This window comes from Algoriphagus sp. NBT04N3 (assembly GCF_019443765.1).
Taxonomy (GTDB): domain Bacteria; phylum Bacteroidota; class Bacteroidia; order Cytophagales; family Cyclobacteriaceae; genus Algoriphagus; species Algoriphagus ornithinivorans.
Genome location: NZ_CP048415.1, coordinates 207,765 through 234,098 on the forward strand (window position 1 = coordinate 207,765; position 26,334 = coordinate 234,098).

General features: G+C 39.1%; 19 protein-coding genes. 6 read left to right on the forward strand and 13 right to left on the reverse strand.

From position 1 onward, the window contains the following. Positions 1–23: 23 nt before the first annotated feature. Together GYM62_RS01020 and GYM62_RS01025 are read left to right on the forward strand one after the other, a co-directional pair. The gene (locus GYM62_RS01020; protein WP_219957967.1) at positions 24–890 is read left to right on the forward strand and encodes a sugar phosphate isomerase/epimerase; all 867 of its coding nucleotides are present in this window, start codon (positions 24–26) and stop codon (positions 888–890) included. Positions 891–1,074: 184 nt separating this feature from the next. Continuing rightward, entirely contained in the window at positions 1,075–2,511 is a 1,437-nt protein-coding gene (locus GYM62_RS01025; protein WP_255590473.1) for a sulfatase, read from the forward strand. Positions 2,512–2,558: 47 nt separating this feature from the next. Here the strand turns inward: GYM62_RS01025 and GYM62_RS01030 are convergent, their stop codons facing one another. The 3 genes from GYM62_RS01030 to GYM62_RS01040 all read right to left on the reverse strand — a co-directional run bounded on the left by GYM62_RS01030 (position 2,559) and on the right by GYM62_RS01040 (position 7,381). Then, on the reverse strand, positions 2,559–4,829 hold the full coding sequence (locus GYM62_RS01030) for a PAS domain-containing protein (RefSeq protein WP_219957969.1): 2,271 nt from the start codon (positions 4,827–4,829) through the stop codon (positions 2,559–2,561). A 330-nt stretch (positions 4,830–5,159) separates the two neighbouring features. Then, complete coding sequence (locus GYM62_RS01035; RefSeq protein WP_091654848.1) at positions 5,160–5,840, reverse strand: response regulator transcription factor; 681 nt, start codon at positions 5,838–5,840, stop codon at positions 5,160–5,162. Beyond that, on the reverse strand, positions 5,837–7,381 hold the full coding sequence (locus GYM62_RS01040; RefSeq protein ID WP_219957970.1) for a sensor histidine kinase KdpD: 1,545 nt from the start codon (positions 7,379–7,381) through the stop codon (positions 5,837–5,839). The genes GYM62_RS01035 and GYM62_RS01040 overlap by 4 nt, the downstream gene beginning before the upstream one ends. 205 nt (positions 7,382–7,586) lie before the next feature. Between GYM62_RS01040 and GYM62_RS01045 the strand changes: the two genes are divergently transcribed. Both GYM62_RS01045 and GYM62_RS01050 read left to right on the forward strand, forming a co-directional pair. Continuing rightward, positions 7,587–8,426: a GLPGLI family protein gene (locus GYM62_RS01045; RefSeq protein WP_219957971.1), complete on the forward strand. Its 840-nt coding sequence runs from the start codon at positions 7,587–7,589 to the stop codon at positions 8,424–8,426. 120 nt (positions 8,427–8,546) lie between these two features. Continuing rightward, a complete protein-coding gene (locus GYM62_RS01050) occupies positions 8,547–11,222 on the forward strand; it encodes a carboxypeptidase-like regulatory domain-containing protein (protein ID WP_219957972.1) in 2,676 nt (891 codons plus the stop codon). A 4-nt stretch (positions 11,223–11,226) separates the two neighbouring features. Here GYM62_RS01050 and GYM62_RS01055 read toward each other — a convergent pair whose 3' ends face one another. The 3 genes from GYM62_RS01055 to GYM62_RS01065 all read right to left on the reverse strand — a co-directional run bounded on the left by GYM62_RS01055 (position 11,227) and on the right by GYM62_RS01065 (position 15,312). Beyond that, positions 11,227–11,691, reverse strand: coding sequence for a heme-binding protein (locus GYM62_RS01055; protein WP_219957973.1), 465 nt, complete (start codon positions 11,689–11,691; stop codon positions 11,227–11,229). 141 nt (positions 11,692–11,832) lie between these two features. Continuing rightward, positions 11,833–12,417 (reverse strand): YceI family protein, encoded by a 585-nt coding sequence (locus tag GYM62_RS01060; protein ID WP_219957974.1) that lies wholly within the window; start codon positions 12,415–12,417, stop codon positions 11,833–11,835. 105 nt (positions 12,418–12,522) lie between these two features. Beyond that, positions 12,523–15,312 carry a PQQ-dependent sugar dehydrogenase gene (locus GYM62_RS01065; protein WP_219957975.1) on the reverse strand — a complete coding sequence of 930 codons (2,790 nt, stop codon included), beginning with the start codon at positions 15,310–15,312 and terminating at the stop codon, positions 12,523–12,525. 243 nt (positions 15,313–15,555) lie between these two features. Between GYM62_RS01065 and GYM62_RS01070 the strand changes: the two genes are divergently transcribed. Continuing rightward, positions 15,556–16,917, forward strand: coding sequence for a M20/M25/M40 family metallo-hydrolase (locus GYM62_RS01070; RefSeq protein ID WP_219957976.1), 1,362 nt, complete (start codon positions 15,556–15,558; stop codon positions 16,915–16,917). Between the two features lie 43 nt (positions 16,918–16,960). Here GYM62_RS01070 and GYM62_RS01075 read toward each other — a convergent pair whose 3' ends face one another. From GYM62_RS01075 to GYM62_RS01100, 6 genes are all read right to left on the reverse strand, one after another. Then, positions 16,961–19,369, reverse strand: a complete 2,409-nt coding sequence (locus GYM62_RS01075; RefSeq protein ID WP_219957977.1) for a penicillin acylase family protein — start codon at positions 19,367–19,369, stop codon at positions 16,961–16,963. A gap of 144 nt (positions 19,370–19,513) precedes the next feature. After that, positions 19,514–19,957 carry an Hsp20/alpha crystallin family protein gene (locus tag GYM62_RS01080; RefSeq protein ID WP_245756425.1) on the reverse strand — a complete coding sequence of 148 codons (444 nt, stop codon included), beginning with the start codon at positions 19,955–19,957 and terminating at the stop codon, positions 19,514–19,516. A 117-nt stretch (positions 19,958–20,074) separates the two neighbouring features. Continuing rightward, on the reverse strand, positions 20,075–21,055 hold the full coding sequence (locus tag GYM62_RS01085; RefSeq protein ID WP_219957978.1) for an NAD(P)-dependent alcohol dehydrogenase: 981 nt from the start codon (positions 21,053–21,055) through the stop codon (positions 20,075–20,077). Further along, on the reverse strand, positions 21,055–22,209 hold the full coding sequence (locus tag GYM62_RS01090; RefSeq protein ID WP_219957979.1) for a retroviral-like aspartic protease family protein: 1,155 nt from the start codon (positions 22,207–22,209) through the stop codon (positions 21,055–21,057). Before GYM62_RS01090 ends, GYM62_RS01085 begins: the two co-directional genes overlap by 1 nt. Positions 22,210–22,215: 6 nt before the next feature. Next, positions 22,216–22,587: a VOC family protein gene (locus tag GYM62_RS01095; RefSeq protein ID WP_091654837.1), complete on the reverse strand. Its 372-nt coding sequence runs from the start codon at positions 22,585–22,587 to the stop codon at positions 22,216–22,218. Between the two features lie 35 nt (positions 22,588–22,622). Beyond that, positions 22,623–23,714 (reverse strand): Gfo/Idh/MocA family protein, encoded by a 1,092-nt coding sequence (locus tag GYM62_RS01100; protein WP_219957980.1) that lies wholly within the window; start codon positions 23,712–23,714, stop codon positions 22,623–22,625. 229 nt (positions 23,715–23,943) lie between these two features. Here GYM62_RS01100 and GYM62_RS01105 point away from each other — a divergent pair, with 229 nt between their 5' ends. After that, positions 23,944–25,191: a hypothetical protein gene (locus GYM62_RS01105; protein ID WP_144604371.1), complete on the forward strand. Its 1,248-nt coding sequence runs from the start codon at positions 23,944–23,946 to the stop codon at positions 25,189–25,191. A gap of 2 nt (positions 25,192–25,193) precedes the next feature. Here the strand turns inward: GYM62_RS01105 and GYM62_RS01110 are convergent, their stop codons facing one another. Next, positions 25,194–26,291 (reverse strand): DUF6544 family protein, encoded by a 1,098-nt coding sequence (locus GYM62_RS01110; protein WP_219957981.1) that lies wholly within the window; start codon positions 26,289–26,291, stop codon positions 25,194–25,196. Positions 26,292–26,334: the final 43 nt, after the last annotated feature.

The following is a 26,334-nucleotide window of genomic DNA, read 5'->3' on the forward strand; positions in this document are numbered from 1 at the left end:
CCCAAAATCTCAACCTAAGTCCTATGAAAAATATTATAAGCTTGTTATTCCTTGCTTTGGCTTGGAATCTAATTCCAACGAAGGCATCTGCTCAAAAGAAAGGTGATCCTATGCTTCAAGTTCCCTTGGGTATAGCTTCTTATACTTTTAGGAACCAATGGAAAAACGGTGTGCCCGAGACTTTGGATATCATTCAGAGTATGGGTTTCAAAGAATATGAAGGCGGAGCTCCTCAAGGAGTCGATCCTGCAGATTTCAAAAAAATGTTGGCCGATAGAGGAATTAGCATTCCTTCTACCGGAACTGGCTTCGAAGCTTTGGAGTCAGATCCTCAAGCTGTCGCGGACAAGGCAAAGGAACTGGGAGCTAAGTATGTGATGTGTGCATGGATTCCCCATAAAAGAGGAGCTTTTTCCAAAGAAGATGCTGATAGAGCTATCAAAGTTTTTAATGAGGGAGGAAAAGTGCTTAAAGAGAATGGGATCACATTTAAATATCATGTGCATGGCTATGAATTTCAGCCTTATGGAAAAGGAACTCTTTTCGATTATTTGGTTGAAAATACTAATCCAGCATATGTCTCTCTTCAAATGGATGTGATGTGGACGCATTTCGGTGGAGGAGATCCTGTTGCTCTTTTGAAAAAATACGGAGACCGATGGGTTTCTCTGCACTTAAAAGACTTTCGAAAAGGAGCTCCGAAAGATATGACCGGCTTAACTGGCCATGAAAATGATGTCCCTTTAGGTACTGGTGAGTTGGATATCCCCGGTATTTTAAGAGAATCCAATAAGATTGGGATCAAGCACATGTTCATCGAGGACGAGAGCGAAAAAGAACTTCAAAACCTGCCAAAAAGTATTCAGTATTTGAGAGGACTCAGGTATTGATTTGGTGCAGAGGGCAGGTGGAACTAGTTTGGCCCACCTGCGTATCCCCTGACTTTGAGTGTAATTAACCGAATTAAGCAATTAAAGCTTTGTTCGTTTTTACGCTACTTAAACCAAAAGGTTAGGGAATTTCTATGAATTGATTTTATAAGTATGATAAATGGAAAAACGGTATTTTAATTGTATGGATGGTAAAGGATTTTGGGCTTTTGTCTTCCTTAATTTTTTGATTTCATGCACTAAACCTGAGGAAAAGCCACTCAATATTATTTTAATCCATGTAGATGATTTAGGCTGGGCAGATATTCAGCCATTTGGTTCTGACTTTTATGAAACACCCAATTTAAATCGACTTGCTCAGGAGGGGACTCTATTTACCAATTCCTATGCAGCAGCTGCGATTTGTTCACCCACCAGAGCAGCACTTTTGACAGGAAAATATCCAGCAAGATTAGGGATTACAGATTGGATTCGGGCAAAATTCCAAGGCTATTCTACTTCCGGTGAACTTGGAGAATACGAAGAATTTGAGGGAAGACCTTTGGAAACTCCCAAGATTCAGGGTTACCTCCCATTAGAGGAGGAGACTATCGCCGAACGAATGAAAAAACTAGGATATCATACACTACACTTGGGAAAGTGGCATTTAGGAGAGGAAGGATTTCATCCCGAGGATCAAGGATTTGATGTGAATATAGGAGGTAATGATCTAGGGCAGCCACCGAGTTATTTTGACCCTTATCAAGCTGCGCAGCCGAGAGAGTTTTATGAAATGAAAAATCTACCTCCTCGAGAAAAAGGGGAGTTTTTGACGGACCGGGAAAGCGATGAATTGGTCCAATTTATTGAAAATAAGGAAGGCCCTTTCTTTGTGCATTGGGCTCCTTATGCAGTTCATACACCCATCATGGGGCCTCCCGAATTGGTGTCTAAGTATGAAGAAAAAGAAAAGGGAGTTCAAAATAATCCAGAGTATGCAGCCTTGATCGAAAATCTCGATTTCAATATCGGGAAGTTGATGGAGTACTTAAACGAGAAAGGACTGAGAGAAAATACGCTATTGATTTTTACCTCGGACAATGGAGGTTTGATAGGAAATCCGGATAAGCCAATTACCGTAAATCTGGGCCTTAGGTCTCAAAAAGGCTTTCCTTACGAAGGAGGCATACGAGTTCCGACCATAGTCAGTCTTCCGGGAATTATCCCTCAGGGAAAGGAAATTGAAGTCCCGATCATAACGATGGACTGGATTCCAACTATTTTGGATTTTCTTAATCAAAATAAAATTGATTCAGAATTGGAAGGAAAGAGTTTAAAGAGTCTTCTTATTGGTGAGGAAGACCTAGAAGAAAGAGATTTGTTTTGGCATTTTCCTCATTATCGGGAGACTACTGTCATTCCTTATTCCATAATTCGCTCCGGAGATTGGAAACTGATCCATTATTATGAGCCCGGGATGGATGAGTTATATAATTTGACTAATGATCGAGAGGAAAAAAATAATCTTTTCAATGAAGAGTCGGAAATAGCAAAAGAACTTCAGGCAAAGCTTGATCAATGGTTAATTGATACGAAGGCAAGAATGCCTATTGAAAAGAAAAATGAATCAGAAGAAATTTAATCTGTTCTCGCTAAGGAGGACAAAAGGGGCAATAAGAATTTTGCCCCTTATTTTTTGAATGTGAATGTGAAGGTAGACCCTACATTTATCTCTGATTTGACTTTAATCTCACCTCCCAAATATTCTACAGCTTTCTTGACAATAGCCAACCCTATACCGGTTCCTTCAAATTTATCTTTAGTATGAAGTCTCTCAAAAATGACGAATATCTTTTCAAAATACTCAGGTGAAATTCCAATGCCATTATCTGAAATAGAAAACTGCCAATGGTTTTTTAATTCCTTACAATCAATGTGAATCGCGGGAGTTCTTTCAGGATGAGCATATTTGATTGAATTTGAAATCAAATTCATGAAAATCTGAAACAGCGGAGTTTTAAAAGTATGAATAGAAGGAAGTTGGCTGTGAGTGATTTTCACAGATTTTTCTTGAATATTTTTCTTGAGATATAGCTGTATTTCCTTCAGAAGCTTATCTACTGAGAGGTTAACTTTTGATTCATCAGGGCTGCCGACACGAGAGTGCTCTAGCAAATCAAGGATAATCCTCTGCATTTGCTTTGCTCCTTCTGTAGCAAAAGAGATATATTTTAAAGCCTTATCATCAAGTTTGTCACCATATCTTTTTTCCAACAAACCCATAAAGCTTGAGATCATTCTCAGTGGTTCTTGTAAATCATGGGATGCAATAAAGGCAAAACGCTGAAGTTCCTGATTAGAGAATGCTAACTCCCGTATATGAAGCTCCAGTTTTTCATTCAAACTTTTGAGGGATCGCTCGTATTCTTTTTGATGGGAAATGTCTTGAATAGAGCCTACTATTCTGGTGATATAGCCTTGTTTATTTCTCAGGAAAATCGCCTTGCTGACCACATAGGTGTAAATATTATTTTTCTTTTTAAACCTGAATTCATCCAGCCAATTGGTTTTAGACAAGTCAGGAGTCAAGTAATCTTGGATTTTTTTTGTAACTCTTTCCTGGTCGTCGGGATGAATTAAACCCATAAATTTTTCAAGAGACATCTCAGATGGCTCATACCCAAATAATTTGAAAAAGCCATCACCACAGTGTAAGCTTTCTTCTCTGAAATCATAGTCCCAGATAGCTTCGTTCGTAGCTTTCGTTACCAGTTCATACCGCTCAATATTTTCCTCTATCAGCCTCTTAGACTCTATCAATTCTCGGATATCTTGCCCAATCCCTAGAATGCATGGTTTGCCTTGGTATTGAATTAAAGATGCAGAAAAATGAACTGGGATATTTCGGCCATCCTTGGCCTGTATTTCCATTAGAACTTCATTTCTATCTTCTTCCGCTACCTTTTTAATCTCATCTAAAATTCGCTTCTGATCTTCTTTTTTAAAAAAATCATCCGGCTTCATTTCTCTAATCTCTTGCTCAGAATAACCGGAGATTGATTCGATATTATGGTTCCATAAAATGATTTTCCCTTTTAAGTCAAACAGAAAAAATATTCCGGGTAATTTGTGAAGGAAAGATTGGTTTAGAGCTATCTCTTCCTGCAGGGCTGCCGTGATATTTTTTTCTCTAGTAATATCTACCATCAATCCCTGAAGCTTCACAGCTTTTCCATTTTCGGAAATCACCTTCACTCTGTCATTCAACCAAATTAATTCACCATCTTTTTTAATGAATCTGTAGTCGAATGCATGGTCTTTCAACCTTTGAGTTTCTAAGTGACATAGGTTTATTGCACTGTCCCTGTCTTCAAGAAAAATGTGATTTTGCCAGAATTTGGGGTCAGCAAGCCACTCCTCCTGAGTAAATCCTGTGATTTTTTCAACCTGTGGACTAACAAATAAAAATTCAAATGTTTGTGCATCTGCCTCCCAAAAAATTCCATCCAAATTCTCATAGAGAGACTGATTCGTTTCTACTACTGTCTCCAATTCTTTCTTGGTAGACAAAATTTCAGTTATATCCCTAAAAGCACCTGATAGAATTGTTTCGCCTGTGGTATTATTTTTTAGCCATTTTGCTTTGGAAATTACCCAAATATGAGTTCCATCGTTTTTTATAAGCCTTTTTTTAATTTTATAATCTTTGGACTTGTTGAGCACCTCATTCATATGGTCAACTGCTCTCTCTCTATCTTCTGGGTGAATTACCGAAAGTCCTTTCTCAAAAGTTACCTCAAACTCGTTTGGTTCGTAACCAAGCATTTTAAAAACACCTTGTGACCAAGACAATTTGTTTTGTTGAAGATTTAATTCCCATGTTCCAGAATGGGTCAATTCTTCCAACAATTGTTTTTGGAATTCAAGATCTTTATTGTCCTCTATAAATGAATTAGGCATAGGTCTAAGAGTAAGGCAGAAAAACAGTCTTTAATATCTTTCTTTTGAAAACAAGAATCAATTTAAAGGATATTCGTTCTAAGGAAAGAATAAGATTTGCGATATAACTTCAATTCAATCAATTTGTTATCCTCTTTTATCAGCTCAAGAAATTTAAAAATTTTTCTAAACTTGATACAAATGGATGTTTGGAAAATGGTAAATGAAAAGATGAATCTGTGAATAAATAATTAATGCTATTCTATTCAAAATACAGTTAGTCCCTCAAAAAAGCAAATTCTTTAGGTCATTATTAACTGAATGAGGTTGAGTAGAATAAATCAAAAAGTTTTAGCAAACTAACTTAAATCCATATCCTCTGATATTCAAAATTTGAATTTCGGGATCATCCTGTAATTTTTTCCGGAGCTTGGTGATAAATACGTCCATGCTGCGGGCATTAAAAAAATCGTCAGATCCCCATATTTGATTCAAAATCAGTGTTCTGTCGGTAATGTCATTGGCATTTTCCAACAGCATTTGCAAAAGTTGACTTTCTCTGGCCGTTAATGGGCATTCTGAATCTTTAATTCGGAGAATCTGTTTGGTTGGGTGAAATTCATATTGACCAATCGGTAACCAATCATTCTGATTTTGTCGGGTTCGCAGTCTGTCAAGATGAGCCTTGATTCGAACAATTAATTCCTCCATACTAAAGGGTTTGCGTACATAGTCATTGGCTCCTAAGCCAAAGCCTTTGACCACATCTTCAGTCTGACTTTTAGAGGTCAAAAAAATAATCGGGGTATAGGGATCAATTTTTCGAATTTCTTCCGCTAAAGAAAACCCATCCTTTTTAGGCATCATCACATCTAATATCAAAATATCCGGTTTTGAGGATTGATAACTTTCCCAAGCCTTTTGTCCATCCTCGCAGAGTCTAACCTTGAAGTCACGACTCTCCAGACTTTCCTGTATAATCATGCCTAAAGCCAGCTCATCTTCTGCTAATAGTACTTGGATTTTACTCATGGCCAATAGGTAATAAATGTGGTGGAATTTTTTCCCGTTAATAGTTCTATTTTTCCTTCATGCTTCTCCAGGATCTTCCGAACATAATATAGTCCTATCCCGAAACCTTTCACATCATGAACATCTCCTTTCGGTATCCTGTAAAATTGTTCAAAAATCCGGTTTTTTTGGTCTGCTGCGATATTTCCTCCATTGTCGTGAATTCGAATTTTATGCATGCCATTTTGATCAATGCCTAATAGAATCTCATTCCCTCCATATTTCACAGCGTTATCCAAAAGGTTGGAGATCACATTTTCAAAGTGAAAAGCATCTGCCCAAATAGGTTTAAGTTGTGCGGGCAAAATCAAGTCAATTTTCTTTTCAGGAGCTATTGTCTGAAATTTTTGGATCAATTGCCTCAATAAAGGCTCAGGGTCGATTGCCTCTTTTTTTACAATCAACTGATCAGTATCTAAGGTGGCTGTTTCTAATAATTTTTCGACCATCTGATTGAGCTTGTGCATTTGCGATTTAGATATTCCCAAATAGCGCTTGTTCTTTTCAGGGTCATTGGCTGGGTTAAATTGTTCAATCCCTTCAATGGCAGAAAGGGTAGTGGCAATAGGGGTTTTGAATTCGTGAGTGATATTACTAATCAGATCTTGCTTGATTTCTGCTATTTCTTTCTGGTTTTTGATGGTTTGGTATAAATAATAAAAAGCAAAGCCAATGATTCCCAGAAAGAGTAAGGAAGTCAATACTTCGAGCATTCCCCTTTTTAGAACAGTCAGTGCAGTATTTTCAAAGTACATCTCCAAACTTTGTCCCGGAGGAAGAAATGTGGATCTTGAAACCGTCTTGAAAGGCATGTTCGGAGTGTTAGAGACAAGCAGGCTGTCTTCTTTTTCATTTCCAGTCAAATGAATTAATCGATAATTGATATCAATTCCTTTTCTGTCCAACTCTTCAAATAAATAGGCATTGATTTTTTCAAAATCTAAGCTATCTCTAGTAATGGAAATGATGATTTTACTAGTCAGAAATTCCAGGCGGTTGATACTGTCTGCATTACTTTTTCCCATGAAAATCCTGAGCTCGTTCTTTTTATCCATGCCCATACTTCGGCCAGAGTCTAGTAAAACAATATTATTCAAGCTGTCTTTTTGGTCGGAAGACTTCCATAGGAATGAGTCCAATCCTCCTTTCTCAACATTCTCAAGAGCCTGAAAAAGTTCTTTACTCTGGCCGACTCGGTCTAAAAAGCTCCCCAAAGTGTCCAGCTTCTTGATTCTCAAATGTTGAATCTGTTGCTTGACGTTTCCAGAATCTGTCCTGCTTTTACCCTCAGATCTCATATCTGTTAAGGTAATGACATCTGTTTTCGCCAATTCGGCATAGTAGTTCTCCACTGCATTGTCCAAACTTTGCTGGATTTCAGACACTAGCTGCTCTTGAATCAGCAGAAACTGGTTGTAGTTTCTCCAAACCTGAATGCCAATGCTGACCAGTAAGGTGAAGACTATTAAAAAACCTATGCGCTTGAATTGTAACTTTTTCATCTGAAAGGAATTTGTTGTTCAAATGCCAGATGGAATCTCGCATTTTGAATACCAATCCATTGTGGAAATGTAGTTTTACTCGATTTCACTGTGCTAAAATAGAAGCATTATTAAAGTTAAAAAATGACTGTTAACACTCGTTAACAGTGCTTAACTCAATGTTTTTAAGAGTATTTCTTGATTTGTGAACAAAACAAAAAGAACTATGAAAACCAAATCATTACTATTCACGGCATTCTTTTCTTTCTTTTTACTGGGAAACTTAGCACTGGCCCAAGGCCTAACAGGAAGGGCTTTTTACAAATCCAGTTCCCAGATAAAATTATCCATGGATTCCACTAAAATGAACCCTGAGCAAATAGCAGAAATCCAAGCTCAATTGAAGAAACAAATGGAAAGAGACTATGTATTGTCTTTCACTCCAACCGAATCAAACTGGAAGCAAGTAGAAAGTTTGGGAGGCGGACCAGCTACTGCATCTTCTGGCGGAATGCAAATTATGATTAATACTGGAAGTCAGGATCGTGTACTTTATAAAAACCTGGCAGAGCAAACTTACATTCAAGAGCAGGAAATGATGGGGAAAGATTTATTGATCAAAGATAATCTTGAACCAGTAGAATGGGAGTTGACTGGAGAATCAAAAAAAATAGGAAATTACCAAGCTCAAAAAGCTATTTACGCTCGAATCATTGACTCACAGAGATTTTCCACTGGAATGACTGAAATGGAATCTGTGAAAGACACGATTCAGGTAGTTGCTTGGTTTACTCCGGAAATCCCCGTTCCACATGGTCCCGAAAATTATTTTGGTCTGCCAGGACTTATTTTGGAATTACAGAGTGAGGGGAGAACGCTTATTTGTGAAAAAATTGAATTGAATCCCTCCAAAGAACCAGTAGAAATTCAGATTCCCAAAAGAGGAAAAGAAGTCAATAGGGAAGAGTTTAGAGCTATGCAAGAGGAAAGTATGAAGCAAATGATGAATCGATATCAGGGTAAACCTGGAGATGGTAATCGGTTTACGATACGGATTGGGAATTGATTTGAGAAGCAAGATTCTAGATGCGAGACACTAGAGGCTAGAAATAAGATGTGACACTTTAGAGTACCTTCTAACTAAACTCATCCAGCTTTCTGATTTTATACATCATACTTAACCAAAATGCTTTTTTCTAAAAGATTACTCCTTTTAGCCTTTTTCATTGGATTGGCCCTCTCAGCATATGGTCAAAGCAAACCCCTTATTGGGCAAGTACTGGACTCGCTGAATCGACCCATACCTTATGCGAATGTTGTGGCTATTAATCAGAGCACTCAAAAAATCGGCGGCTTTGGAATTACCAATGCTGAGGGAAGGTTCAAAATTACGCTTGCCGAAGGTCCTAGCTATCTCTTGAGAGTCTCTTTTGTAGGTTACGTTCAATTTGAATCAACCATCAGTGAATGGGATTCGGAAAAACCACTCAATGTGACACTTCAGCAGGCAGATACAGAATTGGGTGTAGTGGAGGTGGTGTCTGAGCTTCCAGTGACTATGAAGGGAGATACCTTGACCTATAAAACAGATGCTTTCACCACAGGTTCAGAACGAAAGTTAGAGCATGTACTGGAAAAACTTCCGGGTTTCCAAGTGGATGAAAACGGGGAGGTAAAGGTGCAAGGCAAAAAGGTAGACAAGGTCTTGGTGGATGGGAAGACTTTTTTTGATGGTGACACCAAATTGGCAACTAAGAATTTATCAGCCAATGCAGTCGACCGAGTTCAGGTGCTGAAAAATTTCAATGAAGTATCACCTATCAGAGGCTTGGATACCAATGAAACTTTGGCTTTGAATATCCAATTGAAGGAGGGAAAGAAAAATCTTGTTTTCGGAGACTTGACCGGAGGAGCAGGACCGGAGGAAAGATATCTAGGACATGTAAATGCCTTTTATTACGCTCCGAAATTAAATGTGAATTTGATAGGAGGAAGTAATAATGTAGGGGAACAGTCTTTCACATTGCAGGATTATTTTAGGTTTAGTGGAGGACTTTCTGGTTTGAGTTCCAGATCTGGTTCAAGAGTTCAGCTAAATTCAGAAGATTTGGGGATTCCTTTAGCAAATAGAACCAATGCTTTTGACCTACAAAGTACGCTAGGAGCATTGAATCTAAACTACTCCCCAAGCAAAAAATGGAGGCATTCGGGATTTTTGATAGCATCGACTTCAGCCAATCAACTGGGAAGCAATTCACTAAGAACCTACCTGAATTCTGGCGAGGATACCCAAGAGCAATTGAACTCTGAAAGCTTTGTTGAAAACAAATCCGGATTGGCGAAGTATGCATTGACCTACACTCCGAAAGAGGAAACTTATCTGAAGTACAGTTTATTCGGAAAACTCTCTGAAATCAGCAATGCAAATGACTTGAATTCGAATTTTGGAGACATCAATCAAAGAATTGACTCGCGTAATACCCGAACACCCTATGCTTTGCAGCAAAAGTTAGAGTGGTATCATGCTCCTAGTGAACGTCATGTGTTTTCAACTGAACTCAATTGGGAAAGTAAGTTTTCGGATCCAATTTTTGATTTGAACACCAATCTCAAACCTCTGCAGGGCTTATATCCAATTGCAGATGCAGAAACTTACAGGTTGCTTCAGTCTCAGGAAATCACCACAAATACTTGGGAGGCTGCTTTCAATTACTATTATATCCTGAATCCAACCAATCATTTGAACTGGACTTTAGGCTATCAGAATTTCTCTCAAAATCTGATTGGCCAATTGGAGCAGGTTGGCTCCGAGCAGACTTTTTCTGATTTTGAAAATGAAAATGAGTTTGGACTTCAGGACCGGTATGTAGGGATGACTTGGAAAACTAAATGGAATAAATGGGTTATAAGTCCCACGCTTAATCTACACCAGTATGCTTGGAGAGACTTGCAGTTAGATAATGAACAAAATTTCAACAAGCTATTACTGCTTCCTTCAATGTATGCCAAATGGAATATTCGCTCCAATAAATCCTTAACCTACAGATATCTGACTGAGGCGAATTTTATGGATATCCAGAAATTAGCTAGAGGCTTTGTGCTTCAGGATTATAATGCACTTTTTCAGGGAAACCGAATTTTGGAAAATGGCCTATTTACAACTCATAATCTGAATTATTCCCACTATGATTTTTTCAGTGGGCTGAGTGTTTTCGGCAACCTGAATTATATCCGGAAAAGGGATGATATCATTACCAATACCGACTTTGCAGGAATAAATAGATTACTGAGTTTAGTCAATGCGACTCCTGTCAATGAAAGTTTGAATGGAGATATCAGGGTTGATAAATCTTTGAACAAACTCAAATTTGAGGTAGGTGGAAAATGGAATTCTTTCAGCACGAATTTATTGTTGAATGATTCCCCTGTCAGGAACCAGCAGTTTTCTCAGACTTATGATACACGATTGACCAGTACTTTTTTCAAGGTTTTGGAGGTTGATTTGGCTTATTCTTTTACCTCTAACATTTACAATTCCGGACCAATAGAGAACACATTTATCACCCATAGTCCTAAAGTGGAAATAGACCTTGATATTTATAAGGGCTTGAAATTGAATGCGGATTATACTTATAACACGTATTTGAACAAGGTCTCACAAATTCAGAGCGATTTTGATTTCCTCAATGCTTTTCTAAGTTATCAGGGTCCTAAAAGCCCTTGGGAATTGAAGCTTTCAGTTTGGAATATCTTGGACACCAGATCAATTAGAAGAGATAGCTTTTCAGAAAATCTGATCAGTACCTTTTCGTATCTGGTTCAACCTAGGTATGCGCTTATTACTGTGAAGTTTGATATTTAAATAGCTATTGCCCAATAGAAGCTAATCCGGCTGCTGCAATGATGCCATCTTGGGCCGAAGTCACTCCTGATATTCCAATGGCACCTATGCAAAAGCCATCTTTAAAAATCGGTAATCCTCCTTCAATGCCTACTGCATTGGGTAAGGTAGCTATTCTGCTTCCGCCCTCTGCCTTCATCAAGTCTTCAAAAACCTTGGTTGGACGCTTGAAATACACGGCGCTTTTGGCTTTTGCTTGAGCGACTTCAATACTTCCAACCTGGACCCCATCCATACGCCTCAGAGAAATCAAGTTGCCTCCATCATCTAATATGACTATCACAACATTCCAGCCTTCAGATTGGGCTTTTGCCTGAGCAGCTTCTGTGATTTTTAGAGCATCTTCCAGATTAAGGAAGGGTTTGGTCTGATTTTGTGAAAATGAAAGAATAGGAAGTAATAAGGCGAAAGTAAAGAGTAAGTTTTTCATGATGCAGGGATTATTGTTCGCATCAATTTAATCAAAAAATTGGCAGGGATTCTAATTCCTCTAGAAGCGCATGCTGATTCAGGTTCAACGAAAAAAGGCCCGAGAAATCTCAGGCCTTAAACTTTATTTCAATTGTGGTAATCAGATACTAGCTACTAGTTTTACTTTTAGGTTGACATCGTCATAAATCAACTTATCAGCCAGGTTTTCAAAGTAATTTCCTGATCTGAATTTGATATCAAATTTTGTTCTGTCAAAAGTGATATCACCTTCAGCCGTTAGTTTATTTCCTGAGGTTGACACTTTAGCTGGGAAACTAATGGGTTGTGAGATCCCCTTGATGGTCAAGTTTCCGGAAATCACGTAATCTCTTCCATTACTACTTTTTGCATCAGTGATTTTAAAAGAGGCAGTATTGAACTTCTCCACTGAGAAAAAATCATCTGATTTTAGGTGATTGGTCAGATTACCTTTGGATTTTGGATCGGTAAGGTCTTCTACAGTTAAGTTGACCATGTCCATTTCAAAGGATCCTCCTGTGATTTTCCCGTTGGAATAGTCTAAGGTTGCATCCGCTATCGGAACATAGCCCCAATGTTCTCCGGTTACTTTGGCGGCTTTCCACATGACTGAACTCTCAGATTTGTTGACAGTGGCAGGGGCAGTATTTTTTTCTGTTGTGAAAAATACTGCTAAGCTTAAAATGATGGCAATGATACTTTTCATGAATTATGGTTTTTAGGATTTGATTCTTGTTAGACTCTTTTTTCTCTTGTTGGTTTAATGAATTCAGAAAATTGTCTGATTTTTTATTTTTTTGGACTTGCAGCCTTATTTGATGAACTGGATTTCATTAATTCCCATCAAAATTTCTTCTCCTTTCACCTCAGGGTTTTTGAAGACGAAATAAAGCTTTTGTTTACCTGACGTTGGTTTAATGCTCACCTGGGCACGATTAGCATTTTCCCTTCTCCAAACGATAGGATCAACTCCTTCCGGTGGACGGAATCCCATTTCTTTGACTCCAACTTTATTGGAAGTACCCAGAAGCTCTCCGTTTGCTGAGCCGAGTCTGACTTCTACTATTCCGCCAGCTGCTCCATTTCTGGTACTCACACTGACATGAAGATCGATTTGGGTGATACCTGTGAGATCAATATTATCCAAGGCAAAAGAAGAATTATCCCCAGCCATCAAGAAGCTTACTCTTGGCGTAGTCAATAGTTGAACGCCCTTTCTTTCTACCGATAATTGAGGGTCAAGGTAAGGGTTTCGCAAAGCCACATAGTCAACCGAAGATAACGGAGGTGCTTTGGAAGATCCTTTATCTGTATAGGCTGCTCTCAGTAAGAATCCTCCTTGTCCATTATCGCCCTCAGGGATCATGGGTTGTACTTTTCCATTTAAAGGAAGGGAAGCCACCGTAGCTTGCGCATCATCCATACTTAGGATGAAATCCACCATTCTCTTGGCATCTGCCTCACTCAATTGCGGATGTGCGCTCATGGCATGTTCTCCCCATACTCCAGCTCCACCATTGATAATTTTACCTACCAAATAATTTGTGTTATCAGGAGAATTAGGATACTTGGCAGCCACTGCTTCATAGCTAGGACCTATGGAAGTCTCCTTGTATTGATGACAGGATTTACAATCGCTTCCTTCAATGAGGTTTTTTCCAATAGTCAATGAAGCCAAAGTTTCAGCACCACTTTGTTTAGAAGCTATTTCAATTGGATCAAAGCCTTCTGGTACATAATCAAAAGTAATGGCCACTTCGGCTTCTTTAATTTCTCCTGATTGAGTATCTCCATCTTCCAAGTCTTTTACACTTACTTGGTAGTCTAATTCTTTTTCTCCAAACCAGAAGGATTGGTTGATGCCATTCATGGAAATTTTCACTTCCGGAATATCATTTCCTGCTACAACCTCCAGTTTTTGACTGTTTTGGACTCCTTTAGTGTCTGTTACCACTAATTCGATTTCATAAACTCCAGCTTGATCGAAAGTAAATGAAGGGTTAGGTCTGTTAAAACTTTCCAGAACTTTGCCCTCAGAACTGATAGTCCATTGGTAAGCCAACTGATTTAAGTCGTAATCATCATAATCATTGGTTCCTTCTGAGCTGAAATTAACAGTCAGAGGAACAGCGCCAGCGAGACGGTCTGCAGAAGCAGTGACGTTTGGTTTTCTATTCCCTGCATTGTATTCAATTTTTATAAGACGGGAATTCGCATTTCCTCTAAACCAGGCACTACCATATTCCAAGACATACAATGCACCATCCGGACCAAAGTCCATATCGATTGCAGAGCTGAAATTTTCATTCGGTAAAAAGCGCTCCATGCTTTGGTAATCGCCATTTTCATCCATGGTCACAGCCATGATCCAGCCTCTCATAAAGTCCACGATCAACCACTTTCCTTCATAATAGGCAGGGAATACAAATGGAGCATTACTTGCAAAATCAGCCTTTCTAAATACTGGCCCCCCTGTGGCAGATCTACCTGAGCTCCCTAGCATAGGGAATTCTTCTGAAACGCCATATGGGTAGTAAATCATGGCAGGAATTACAGGAGTTGGTAATTCTCTCAATCCAGTATTATTCACTGATTCATTGACAGGTTTATTCACGTCATAGGGAGCACCATAAGTACCGGCTTCATGATCGTGGCGGTTGTAGGGGAAGTTATTTCCAATAAAATAGGGCCAACCAAAAAATCCAGGACCTTTGGCCTGATTGAACTCATCATATCCTTTGGGGCCCCAAATGGAATCCACTGATGCATCCGGGCCGACTTCACCCCAATAGAGGTATCCTGTTTTACTATCCAAAGTAGGTCTCCATGGGTTTCTATGTCCCATGGTATAGATTTCAGGTCTGGTTTTTTCTGTTCCCTGAGGAAATAAGTTTCCTTCTGGAATAGTGTAGCTTCCATCGTCCTCAGGATGAATTCTCAAAATCTTTCCTCTAAGATCATTGGTGTTTCCAGGTGCACGCTGATCATCGGAGCTCTCCATACCAGGGCGCTCATCCAAATTGGAAGATCCTTCTCTAGGGTTGACTGTATTGTTTCCTACGGTAAGAAACAGATTTCCTTCTTCATCAAAAACCATCCCTCCACCGGTATGACAGCATTCTTCTCTTTGGGTTGGGACTTCGAGAACAATCTTTTTACTGGATTCTACCAGTTCATTTCCTTTCAGCTCCCATCTTGCCAATACGTGTTTGGGTTCATCTGGATCTGCATAGTACATGTAAATCCAATTGTTTTGAGCATAGTCAGGATGTGCGATTACGCCCATTAATCCTTCTTCAGCTTCCCTTACGCGTCCTTCTTTGTTGGTGTATTTTGTATTTACCGGTATAGTCGCTACCAGAGTTACTTCCTTGGTGTTCTCATCAAAAATTTTGACCCCTCCTTTTCTTTCTACAAAAAGGACTCGATTACCGGGTAGGAATGTTATTTCCATAGGCTCATCCATGCCTTCTGTCAAAACAACCTTGGAAAAACGATTGTCATCCGGCTTGATGCTGGGATCTTCTTTGGGTCCACAGGAGAAAATAAGTGAAATCAATAAGAGTGATAAGCTCAGGTTTTTGATGTGATTGAAATTCATAAGGTTTTGAATTCAGGTTGAGAGTTGTTGGGCAATTTAAGTGTAAGTATCTCTATTATCTCATTTTGAAAAAATAGAAATTGTGCATTCGGTATATTACTGTGATGAGAATCAGTATTTTGAAATATTTATTGGAAGTTAGTAATGCTTTCCAAATTTTAATTTGAAAGATTCATGGAGAATTATGTGGATAGCTTTTCAAATTGCATTAGATTTTTCAGTTTTAGGCAAAATTGATATACCATGAAAAAAATACTATTTCTTCTTTTTCTTTGCCCACTAATTCTAAAAGCTCAGAATCATTCTGAAAACATTCAAAAAATCTTCAACTATGAATTGACTGAAGGAGAGACTTATGAAAATTTAAGGTACCTCTGTAAAGAAATAGGGAATAGAATTTCAGGTTCACCTCAAGCTGCTGCAGCCGTAGAGTATACCAAGCAATTGATGGAGTCGTATGGGTTTGATACCGTTTACTTGCAGCCCGTGATGGTTCCTCATTGGGTGAGGGGCGGAAAAGAGCAAGCGAAAGTTTTGAACTCCTCCAAATTAGGAGCTGTAGATTTGAATGTGTTGGCTTTGGGAAATAGCAGGGGAACAGGGCCCAATGGTCTGGTAGGGGAAGTAGTGGAGGTTTACGGAATAGAAGGACTTCGAAAATTGGGAGAGCAGGTAAAAGGGAAAATTGTGTTTTTCAATCAGCCCATGGATCCCACTTTAATCAATACTTTTCAGGCTTATGGTGGAGCAAATGGACAAAGAGGCTCGGGTGCAGCTGAGGCGGCAAAATATGGAGCTGTAGCAGTTTTGGTAAGATCTTTGACCAATCGAGTGGATGATTTTCCGCACACTGGAAATCAACGATATAATCCAGATTATCCAGAAATCCCAGCTCTGGCTATTAGTACTAAAGACGCTGAGCTATTGAGTAGTTTACTGAAGGGCCAGAAAGATTTGAAAGTCTACCTTCAGAATAATTCAATGATGAAAGAAGAAGTTCTTTCCTACAATGTCATTGGGGAAATCAGGGGTTCTGAAAAGCCTGAAGAAATCATTGCTGTAGGAGGCCATTTGGATTCTTGGGATGTTGGAGAAGGAGCTCATGATGATGGTGCTGGATGCATGCAAGCCATAGAAGTTTTGAGGATTTACAAAGAAATGGGATGGAAGCCAAAGAGGACTCTCAGGGCTGTAATGTGGATGAATGAGGAAAACGGTTTGAGAGGTGGTCAGGAGTACGCTAAAGTAGCCAAAGCCAAAGGTGAAAAGCATATAGCTGCCATTGAATCTGATGCGGGAGGGTTTATTCCTTTAGGTTTCTCATCCAGCGGAACAGAGGTTCAGCGATCCAAGTTGGCTTCATGGAGGGACTTATTTACTCCTTACAATATCTGGAAGTTTGATGTGCCAGGTGGAGGAGCGGATATAGGTCCTTTGAGAGATCAAGGCCCCATTTTAATCGGTCTGCATCCTGATTCTCAAAGGTATTTCAATTACCATCATACTGCCGCTGATGTATTTGAGGTAGTGGATCAGCGTGAATTGGAGCTTGGTGCTGCCGCGATGACAGCTTTAGTTTATTTAATAGAGCAGGAAGGGATGTAATGTCTTCTTTTTAGAATTCAAGAGTGACCAATCTTCAAATTGATCACTCTTTTTTTGGTCCGAAAACCTGTTTTGAATGAGCAGAATTTTCAACAGATTTTTTCATAAAAGGAACACTAACGAATTCATCTTTTGCCCAGATAGAAAACAAGTTTTTATAAAATGAGCTTTCTGGATCTCCAGACTGTCCTGGGGTATTAATTCCTAGGGTTCTTTCCCAGTTTTCAGTATCTACCAAAATTCTGAAAGATGCTCCTGAAGTATTGTTATCTCCATAGGCATTGGCACCAGGTGTATAGCTGTAGCCTCCACGGGGAAGAGGGCCGACATTTAATTTGGATTGCCATTCCTGATTTACCACTCTTCCTAAAGGATGATGAATCAGGGCGTGTTTGTAGTCCTTTTGGCCATATTGCCAGTTGGAAGGATTGGCTCCTAGTTTTTTCTCCAATGCGTCGATCGCTTCCTCGAATGAGTTGGTGAGCCACTGATCCCTCTGGGATTTGGCTTGAGTTGAAAATAGTATTTCAGGACTCTCAACCCATTGAATTACGCGAGTCATTGGAATACTACCTATTAAGTCACGAACTTCATCCGGGGCAGCGAGCTCCAATGCTTTTTTTCTCAAGATTCTTTCCCACATTACATAAATTCCCGCCTCTATTGATTCTGGATTTAAATTAAAGTCCCAGCTAAGCAATGCTTTGCGCAAGGAATCGACTTTTTCATTTTCAAAATAAAGATCTGTTAGATAAGGCAGCAATTGTCTCGCAGGAAGGGAGAGATAATCATTTTGCAGAGCTCCTATTTCTACCAAAGTGAATTTTTTGTCTTGGGACAAAACTTCCTTGATTCTTTCTCCTCTAAAATTGTCAGCCCATTCAAAGCCCAAAGCTTCTGGAAAGGGGTAATTTTCAGGGGCCACATTCTGGTTTGCTGTGGCGATGAAACCTGACTCTGGATTATAGTCATGAGGACGGTCAGCAATAGGTAAATAGCCATCCCATTCATATCTGCCATCTCCCATCGTAGCCACTAAACCGGAGAACCCTCTACGGACAGGTGCTATTCCTGTAGCTTGCCAACCTATATTTCCTTCCTTATCGGCCCAAACCATATTCTCTGCAGGAATATTATTGTATGTACAGGCGTCTCTAAACTCATCCCAATTTTGAGATTGATCCATTTTTAGGCTTGCTAAATAGGGAGCCGAACCGGGTTCCAACCATGCGCATTGAACTGCTACCGCTTTAATCAAATCCTCATCGATAAAAGTGACCGGGCCATGAATCGTGTAATTATGGTTAACTAGTTGAGGAGATTGACCTTTCACCAAAATCGTGTCCTGAATTTGAGACATGGTTAACCATTCTCCCTTAAATCTATACTGAAGCGGATTTTCAGGGTTGATATCATATACCCGGAGATCTTCGTTGTCTGTGGAAAAAATTGTCAAACCCCAAGCTCCATGTTCATTATGGCCTATCGAAACCCCGGGAATCACAGGTTCACCACCACCTACTACATTCCATCCGGGAGCGCTCAGGTGAACCCAATATCTCAAAGATGGGGCTGCCTGTAAGCGGTGAGGGTCATTTGCCATGTAGGGGAAGCCACTTGCTGTTTTTTTACCACTTAAAACCCAATTATTGGAACCTTGAGCAAAGGCATCTGCTTCCAAAGTGGTTTTGAGTTCCTCCTGAAGAGCAGCTAAAGCTTCTTTTACTTCCTTTTGCTCTCCTCGATATTCGGGAGAAATATCCTCTGGCAGAAATTCCACACGGGTTCTGAATGCCCTATAAGGCGCTAGAATATCCTTAAACAACAATTCTTCGGGTATTCCGGGGTCAATTTCCAGATTAGGTTCATTGGGATGAAAGTAATAGAGTTTCTTTGCTTCATCTGAACCAATCAAACTTACCACCCGACTGATGTTGAGTTCATCGCTGACATTTTCCAACAATCCCTGATGTCTGGAAATCACAACTTCCCAAGTCCAAGGCTGGGGTTGAATTCCCAGCATTTGAAATTCTATTGGGAGAAGTTCAGGATTGGAGTTGGCTTCATCAATATAAGCGTTGATTCCTGCGACGAAGGCATCGACAATCTCCACTCCGCGGGGATGGTAATGCCGGAGTTCTGTTTCTTTATCTCCTCTGAATTTAAAAAGGCGAACTCCTCTATCGCGCTCCAACTCTCTTTCTCCCAAAATTTCAGCAAGAGTACCTGTGGCCTGCCTTCTCCATATTTCAAATTGAAACAATCGGTCTTTGGCCGCTAAATAGCCTTGCATGAAGAATAGATCTGCTTCATTTTGAGCAAAGATGTGATTGATCCCATTTTTATCCCGGATGACTTCAACCTTGTCCTGAAGCTGAGTGAGGGAAACTTTCTCCTCGGAACTACAGGAGAAAATAAAAATTACGAGTGTAAATAGAGATAGTGCTTTCATGAAATATGGGGCTTTTTGTAATTTTTCAATTTCTAGGCAGATAGGCAATACCATTGACATAAAAAATAAAACCCCGACCAGAAGGTCGGGGTCCCAATTCAAACCAATTACTAAAAAATAATCCTGATGTAATCTGAAGCCTGTTTAGCCGACTTCGATTGCTTTTTTGGGTTTATTTTCAACTGATTTTACTTTGGGTAGGACTATTTTCAAAATCCCCTTTTCGTACTTGGCATCGATTTGTTCATCTTTGACATTTTCCGGAAGGGCAAAGGCCCTATGGATGCTGGAGTAGGAGAATTCTCTCTTACGATAGTTCTCTTTTTCTTCCTCCATTTTCATCTCTTTTTCGGCTGATATGTTAAGAATTCCCTCTTCGACTTCGATTTTGAAGTCCTTTTTATCAAATCCAGGTGCTGACAACTCTAGCTTAAATTCCTTTTCACTTTCGATGACGTTAGCAGATGGAACCTCCACAGATTTATCTGTAAACCAAAACTTATTGTTCATATGGAAGGGGTCTTCAGCCCCGAAGAAGTCTTGAACCATTTTTGGCCAAAAACCTCTGTCTTTAGTTAGTGCGCCCATGGTTTCTGTTGTTTACTGGTGGATCATTTATTTAACACTTAAATCTCCAATAATTTCTTCAAAACACTCATGACGAGTGTCAGTGAACAAACTGATAAATATCAATGATTAGGAAGGTTATTGGAGACCAAAATCCTTATTCAAATAGGAAAGAATCACGTTCCCTAACTTTTTCCCGGAACCCACATAAGTATAGGCTTCTGGAAGTTGTTCGAGACTGACTACTCGATCAATCAAAGGCTTGAATTTGTCTTCAAGTAAAAGCTCTTCAATTTGAATTAAGCTTTTATTCACGTTGAGGGGGATGGGGAATTTGACTTTTTTGCTGGAAAAAAATGAGGTTGACAAAGATAAAAATGGGTTCTCCCAATTGTGTCCCAATTCAGAAGAAAGGTAAGTGCCATTTTTTTTAAGTAAGGGCTTACAAATTTTAAAACGGCTTTTTCCTACGGCATCGAGTACGGCATCGAATTGTTGCTTGATTCCTGTAAAGTCATCTAGTAATCCATCAATCACTTGATCGGCTCCTAATTGAGCCACTTTTTCGACATTTCCTAGGCTTACTGCAGTTACATGGATATTTCGGGACTTTAAAATTTGAATGGCAGCTGATCCTATTGCACCGGTCCCACCAATTACCAAAACCTGATCACCTTCTTTCAAATTAATTTTATTGAGAAAGTTATATGCATAGTGCACACCTTCAATAGAGGCACCTGCTTGAATTTGATCTATGTTTTTGGATACTTTTCGTAGGTTTTCGAAGGAAGAAGTACAAAAGTATTCTCCATGACTTCCACAGCCATTGTCTATAAAACCCCAAACTCTATCTCCAACAGCGTATTCTTTTACTTCGGACCCTATCTGCGTGATTTCACCCACAAAGTCAGTCCCTGGGGTAGCTCGCTTGGGTTTAGGATAGCCGACAAAAAGCCTCATGATCCAGGGCCAACCCGTTAAAACCGCCATATCTGTTCGGTTTACTGTACAAGTCATCACCTTCACTTGGATTTCCTTTGGTTGAGGTTCGGGTTCGGGGAGTTCTGCGATTTTCAACTCGGAAGGCGAACAGTATTCATATCTGACAGCTGCTTTCATTAGTTTAATGGAATCCTGGTAAAAATTACTTCTTGACCGTTCAGTTTGGTGATGGTGACTTGGTCAAAATTGAGCCCATAATACCATCTGATGAACTGACAATTATCTTCAAAATCCATGGACGAAATTCCATTGACCAATGCTACCTCTTCCCCGATTTCTACCAAGGCATCTTCTGGACTTAGCCCAATAGACTTTCCGGAAATAAGAAATTTTCCTTTTTCAAAACTGAAACTAAGATGATTAGGGTCTCGAAATGAAGGAGTTTCATTTTTTAATTTTAGGTAATAAGTAGATTCTGAATTGTTGATGACGGTTTGGGAAGTTAATGTTGAGAAAAATGAAACACCTATTTTTTCTGTAGTTGGATATTCAAAATTCAGGGGAATTTGGGTATACACATGATTACCTATCTTTAAACTATCTATGATTATGGTAAATGCAGGTGCAATTTGTTGGCTGATCGCACCAATACTCATGCTGATACTAGGATTATCTTTAGCCTCGATGTTCTTTTGTTTCAAAAAGTCCTGAACAATACTTTTTTTGTTGTCAAGATCCACAGTGCCTGCGAAACCAAAGTCAACGAGGATGTTTTGATATTCAAGACTATCAAAACTGAAATCAAGGTAGGGCCTGTTATTCCTATAAATTACATCAAAGCTTTGCCAGCTCTCATCGACCGGAAAGGGCGACTTGGATGCATAAATCATCTTGTTTTCGAAATCTATTTGCCAGTTTAATTGTCTAATCAAGTTCGAACCCAAAAGGTAGTAGTCGTGGCAAACCAAATAAGGCATATCAACTAAAAGACTACTCACATTTCGAATTTCAAGAGGGCCCAGTTCTACTATTTCAGTGATGGCCGTTCTAACCTTTTTTTTGTTTTTATTCGCATCCTGCATGGTGAGTTTTTTTCCTTTTTTGGAAATAGCCCCCTTCTCCTGAATGTTACTTCCGGCTAGACCCTGTGCAGCTCCAGTGTCAAATGCAAAATTTACCTCTCTGCCATTCATTTTTCCTTTAAAGACTAAAAGTCTGGCATCCATGTGAAATGGTGCTGAAAAAATGCTGTCATTGAAGGAATTCGCGAGAGATATCTCAAAAAAGGCGAAAAAAAAGAGGGTCAAAAAAACAATACTTCTTCTTTTCATGCTTTTCTAGATATGTTGATCAATCAAGATTCCGTTTCCATCCGGATCAAAAAATAAAATACTACCTGGGCCTTCACCATTGGGGTCAGCCTCTTGTGCTAAGGTGATTCCTTGGGATTTTAGCTCAGATTGAATTTTTCGAACATCATCATAGCCGGGGACAAGTTTTGCATCCTGGTCCCAACCTGGGTTGAAAGTGAGGATGTTTTTCTCAAACATCTCATGAAAAAGCCCAATTAGCGTTTGTTCATTTTTCATGATGAGATAGTTCATCTCCTCTGATCCCCCGAAAACTGAAAAGCCGAGTTTTTCATAAAAGGCTTTTGAGGCTTGAAGATCTTTGACTGAAAGACTGATAGAAAAAGCTCCGAGTTTCATAAATTAGATAGGTTAGTTATCTTAATTTACCCAAATTATTGAAAATAAACAGTCTTCCCTATTTCAGCGCTTTCTTTTGCGGCTTGCAAAATATCCATGACGATCATGTTATTCTCCAAAGAGTACAGATCAAAAGGAGGAAGTTGAATTTCATCCCTGATTACGGCTTTCAATAGTAAAAATGGATCTGGGTAGGGAGCTGGTAATTCCGGTAGTTGTAATGTGTGTTCATCAAAACCATCATAGCCTTTTGCCAATCTGATTCGAAGTTGATGTCGATTATCTGCGAAAATAGCCCCAGTTTCCCCGTAAATTTCCATGTCTTTTCTTCCTATTGGCCAATTCCAAGAAGCTTGAATGATCACTTGAGCTGTTGGATAATTTACGATGATTGTGGCATCATCTTCCACTTTGGGGTTATTTTCAGGCTGCAGTTGCTGAGTGATTGCCGTAACTGAAATGGGTCTTTCCCCATTCATTAACCAAGTCATTAAATTGGCACCATAGCACCCAAAATCCATCAAGGCACCTCCACCATTTAATTTTGGATCTGTTAGCCATTCCAGAAACTCCTGCCCTACGCCAATTTTTTTTGGCCCACGATGGCCATCTCTGACAATCACTTTTTTGATGTCGCCTATTTCACCCAATTCCAATAGTCTTTTAGCTTCATGATTGCTGGGATACCAACTCGTTTCATAATTGGTCAATAAATGAATGCCATATTGATTAGCCAGTTTCTCCATTTCTAAGGCATGCTCTTTACTGACGGCGAGTGGCTTTTCAACCATCACATGAATTCCTTTCGGTGCAGCCGCTTTTACAATGGCTAAATGGGAAAAAGTATCCCCAAAAGCCGCCACTGCTTCAGGTTGGCTTTTTTCCAGCATTTCATTCAAATCATCATATACCAAACTCATCGAAAAGCCATATTGCTTGGAGTACTTCTCCGCCAACTCCCTGTTGGACTCGCTTATCCCAACAATTTCATAATCCCCTCGATTCATGGATGATAGTACCCAACCCACATGCCCGTGGTTGAGTCCTGCCACGGATAGGCGGAGTTTTTGTGCCTGACAAAAAAAAACTGTTGATAAAAAGATTAATGAAAGGACGAGTGTTCTCATGGCTGGCTGAAGTTTTATGCTTTGGTATTTTCGCTGAATTTTCTTCAATCTCCAAAAATTTCATTTTTTCAATTTGAAAATGAGAGTCTTTTTTTCAAGATTAAAAGAAGAAGCCCATTTAAATGCAAAGCCCATCTTTTTCAACTGATTTTTTAAAATTAAATCTAAATCAGGCTTAGTTCATTTCGACTTTTATCTTTAGTTTTGAAAAAATTTCAAATAATTTCAAATGAAAAAAGTATTCTTATTTCTTCTATTTACACTTTACCTGATTTCCTGCCAAGAGAATGAAAATCCAGCAAATTTAGGTGATCCAACTCTCATTGAATTAAAAGTTTTTGATCAATATATCAATGAGAACCGAGAAGTATGGGCTATTCTTCAAAGTAAGGAAGGTGAAATTTTGGACATCAGAAAACTTGAAAATGGGAAGCTCGAAAAATTCGAAAATTTAACTGACAGAATCTACCATTTGACTTATATCTTAAGAGAATCTTCTCCTTTTATAAGTCAGGTTAATACATCTGCCTTTACCTATTTGTCAGTAAGTACCGGAAAAACATATACGATTGGATTGCCATTAGGAACATTCTCAGGGCCTGACGAGCCTTTCAATGGCTTTCATAGAATTACGCTCAATTTTTCTAATGTTCCAAAAGGCGGTTTTGCCAGTTCGAAAAATGGCAAAATCCCTCTTTCTACGAATATCAATGGTAATCAGATTGATATTGCTATGCTTTTTCGTGGTGAAAATGAAAGAATTTTTGTGTCAGGCGTTGGGCAGGAAGGTCAAGCACGATATGATTTTATATCGAATGTAAGTAAGGATGGTCAGAAGCAGGTGGATTTTTCCTCTATGAAAAATTTTGATAAAACTATAACTGTTCCAAAGCCATCCGGATTTTTCAGCTATACAATTACTGCTATGGAGGAAAATCAAAACAGATATGTCAATGGGTATCTAATTGGAACTTCTTCTTATGGATTTACTGGTAATTCATCAAATGTAGCCTTGGGGTATTTAAATGAATTTAAAGTTTATACGACACTTTTTACGGCTAATGATAATTCCAGGAGTATTTCTTTCTTTAAAGTAGGTTCTATCCCTTCAAAAATCAATTTACCATTTGGAAAGGATATTTCGGTTTCCAAAAATGGCGTCAATGATTTTAGGTTTACTAGTCCTACGGGAACCGATTATTCGATCATAACTTTTAGAAAATCGAATGATCCCAACTTTCCTAGTGAAGTGCTAAGTTGGTTTGTGTTTGGGAATCAAGAAGAATTTACCTTAAGAGTACCCGAAGAATTGAAGACCCAATATCCAGTAATGAGCGACTTGAATCTATTGAAGCTTGAAAGTATTCTTTCAGTGGAATCAACGTATTCTTACAATGATTATGTTCGAAATCAACTAATTGAAGTTCCAAAGTTGTTGCAATTCGAAACGACTCAAGTTTTAAAATTCTTTAATTAAATTTATTGATCGATTGGGCTTGGTTTATCAAAAGTATAGGTCACGGAGTCTATCTGAAGTTCAAGCCAAGTCCATTCCTTTTCCTTTAATCTCCAAGTTGCTTTCATCTTGCTGGGAATTCTGATTTCTTGAAACTCCCTGTATTTTTCCACTTCCAAAATCCAAGGGAATCTCTGGGAATCAGGCTCATTTTTGAAATACCGGTCTGCCTCGAAGCGGATAAAATCCCCATTTTTATCAAAGTGAAAAATTCCTGAGCCACTTGTTCCACCTATAGTTAATGTAGCCTGAGCTGTACTTTCGTCCAACTCCTTCCATTCTACTGAAGGATGCCTCGCTAAACTCGGGATCCATACCATCTCGCCTAAATAGCGCTGCAAACTTCCCTCATCAATCTTGGGGCCCTTCGCATTGACAATTGGAAATATTCTATTTAGTTTGATCAGCATTTCTCCTTGGCCATTTTCAAATTTATCCCTTCCGGAGATGAATAAACCTGGAAATAACTTCATGAATACCTCCCAGTGAAAAGAAGGCGGGTCAATGCTAGTGGATTGTGAGGCATTGGCTTCCCTCCAGTTTTCCTGATCGGGATCCATTTTCATCTTAGCAGTCTGGTTGATCCTTGCCTGAGTGATTATCTGATTTTCTTTCAATCCTGTGGTTTTTAGCCATTTTTGAACTGCCGGGGGTAATTCCTCCAGGGGTCTTTGGCTAGGGATATTGATTTCTTCATTTAGGGTATTTACTTCTTTTTCCATCATACTTCTCCAGTTATTATCAGCTAAAGATTGAATGGCGAAAAATAGTAGGATCAAGTTGGGAAGACTTCCGAATTTGGCGTCTTTCCAGAAAATGAAGATGAGAACTTGAGAAAGAATTACAGCGGCTATTCCTACATGTCCAGCCCAAGGCTTTGAGGAAAAGAAGGCGGAGGCAAACAATAAAAAGAGGAAAAAGGAGATCAGCCACAGAAGTCCGATTGGTTGGGAAATGGGTTTGGTCAATTGAGAAATTTCGGCAAGCTTAAATGCTTTGAAGAATCCCAAGAGATGAATTATTCCATGTATCAATGCCAGTATAAAAACTCCTGTTTTCATGGCTCAAAAATTTATTTCAGCTTTCTAATATGAAATTCGATAT

What these genes read in the sequence shown, in the direction of transcription:
- GYM62_RS01020 (WP_219957967.1), top strand. Translation starts at nt 24, where the DNA reads ATGAAAAATATTATAAGCTTGTTATTCCTTGCTTTGGCTTGGAATCTA.
- GYM62_RS01025 (WP_255590473.1), top strand. Translation starts at nt 1,075, where the DNA reads ATGGATGGTAAAGGATTTTGGGCTTTTGTCTTCCTTAATTTTTTGATT.
- GYM62_RS01030 (WP_219957969.1), bottom strand. Translation starts at nt 4,829, where the DNA reads ATGCCTAATTCATTTATAGAGGACAATAAAGATCTTGAATTCCAAAAA.
- GYM62_RS01035 (WP_091654848.1), bottom strand. Translation starts at nt 5,840, where the DNA reads ATGAGTAAAATCCAAGTACTATTAGCAGAAGATGAGCTGGCTTTAGGC.
- GYM62_RS01040 (WP_219957970.1), bottom strand. Translation starts at nt 7,381, where the DNA reads ATGAAAAAGTTACAATTCAAGCGCATAGGTTTTTTAATAGTCTTCACC.
- GYM62_RS01045 (WP_219957971.1), top strand. Translation starts at nt 7,587, where the DNA reads ATGAAAACCAAATCATTACTATTCACGGCATTCTTTTCTTTCTTTTTA.
- GYM62_RS01050 (WP_219957972.1), top strand. Translation starts at nt 8,547, where the DNA reads ATGCTTTTTTCTAAAAGATTACTCCTTTTAGCCTTTTTCATTGGATTG.
- GYM62_RS01055 (WP_219957973.1), bottom strand. Translation starts at nt 11,691, where the DNA reads ATGAAAAACTTACTCTTTACTTTCGCCTTATTACTTCCTATTCTTTCA.
- GYM62_RS01060 (WP_219957974.1), bottom strand. Translation starts at nt 12,417, where the DNA reads ATGAAAAGTATCATTGCCATCATTTTAAGCTTAGCAGTATTTTTCACA.
- GYM62_RS01065 (WP_219957975.1), bottom strand. Translation starts at nt 15,312, where the DNA reads ATGAATTTCAATCACATCAAAAACCTGAGCTTATCACTCTTATTGATT.
- GYM62_RS01070 (WP_219957976.1), top strand. Translation starts at nt 15,556, where the DNA reads ATGAAAAAAATACTATTTCTTCTTTTTCTTTGCCCACTAATTCTAAAA.
- GYM62_RS01075 (WP_219957977.1), bottom strand. Translation starts at nt 19,369, where the DNA reads ATGAAAGCACTATCTCTATTTACACTCGTAATTTTTATTTTCTCCTGT.
- GYM62_RS01080 (WP_245756425.1), bottom strand. Translation starts at nt 19,957, where the DNA reads ATGGGCGCACTAACTAAAGACAGAGGTTTTTGGCCAAAAATGGTTCAA.
- GYM62_RS01085 (WP_219957978.1), bottom strand. Translation starts at nt 21,055, where the DNA reads ATGAAAGCAGCTGTCAGATATGAATACTGTTCGCCTTCCGAGTTGAAA.
- GYM62_RS01090 (WP_219957979.1), bottom strand. Translation starts at nt 22,209, where the DNA reads ATGAAAAGAAGAAGTATTGTTTTTTTGACCCTCTTTTTTTTCGCCTTT.
- GYM62_RS01095 (WP_091654837.1), bottom strand. Translation starts at nt 22,587, where the DNA reads ATGAAACTCGGAGCTTTTTCTATCAGTCTTTCAGTCAAAGATCTTCAA.
- GYM62_RS01100 (WP_219957980.1), bottom strand. Translation starts at nt 23,714, where the DNA reads ATGAGAACACTCGTCCTTTCATTAATCTTTTTATCAACAGTTTTTTTT.
- GYM62_RS01105 (WP_144604371.1), top strand. Translation starts at nt 23,944, where the DNA reads ATGAAAAAAGTATTCTTATTTCTTCTATTTACACTTTACCTGATTTCC.
- GYM62_RS01110 (WP_219957981.1), bottom strand. Translation starts at nt 26,291, where the DNA reads ATGAAAACAGGAGTTTTTATACTGGCATTGATACATGGAATAATTCAT.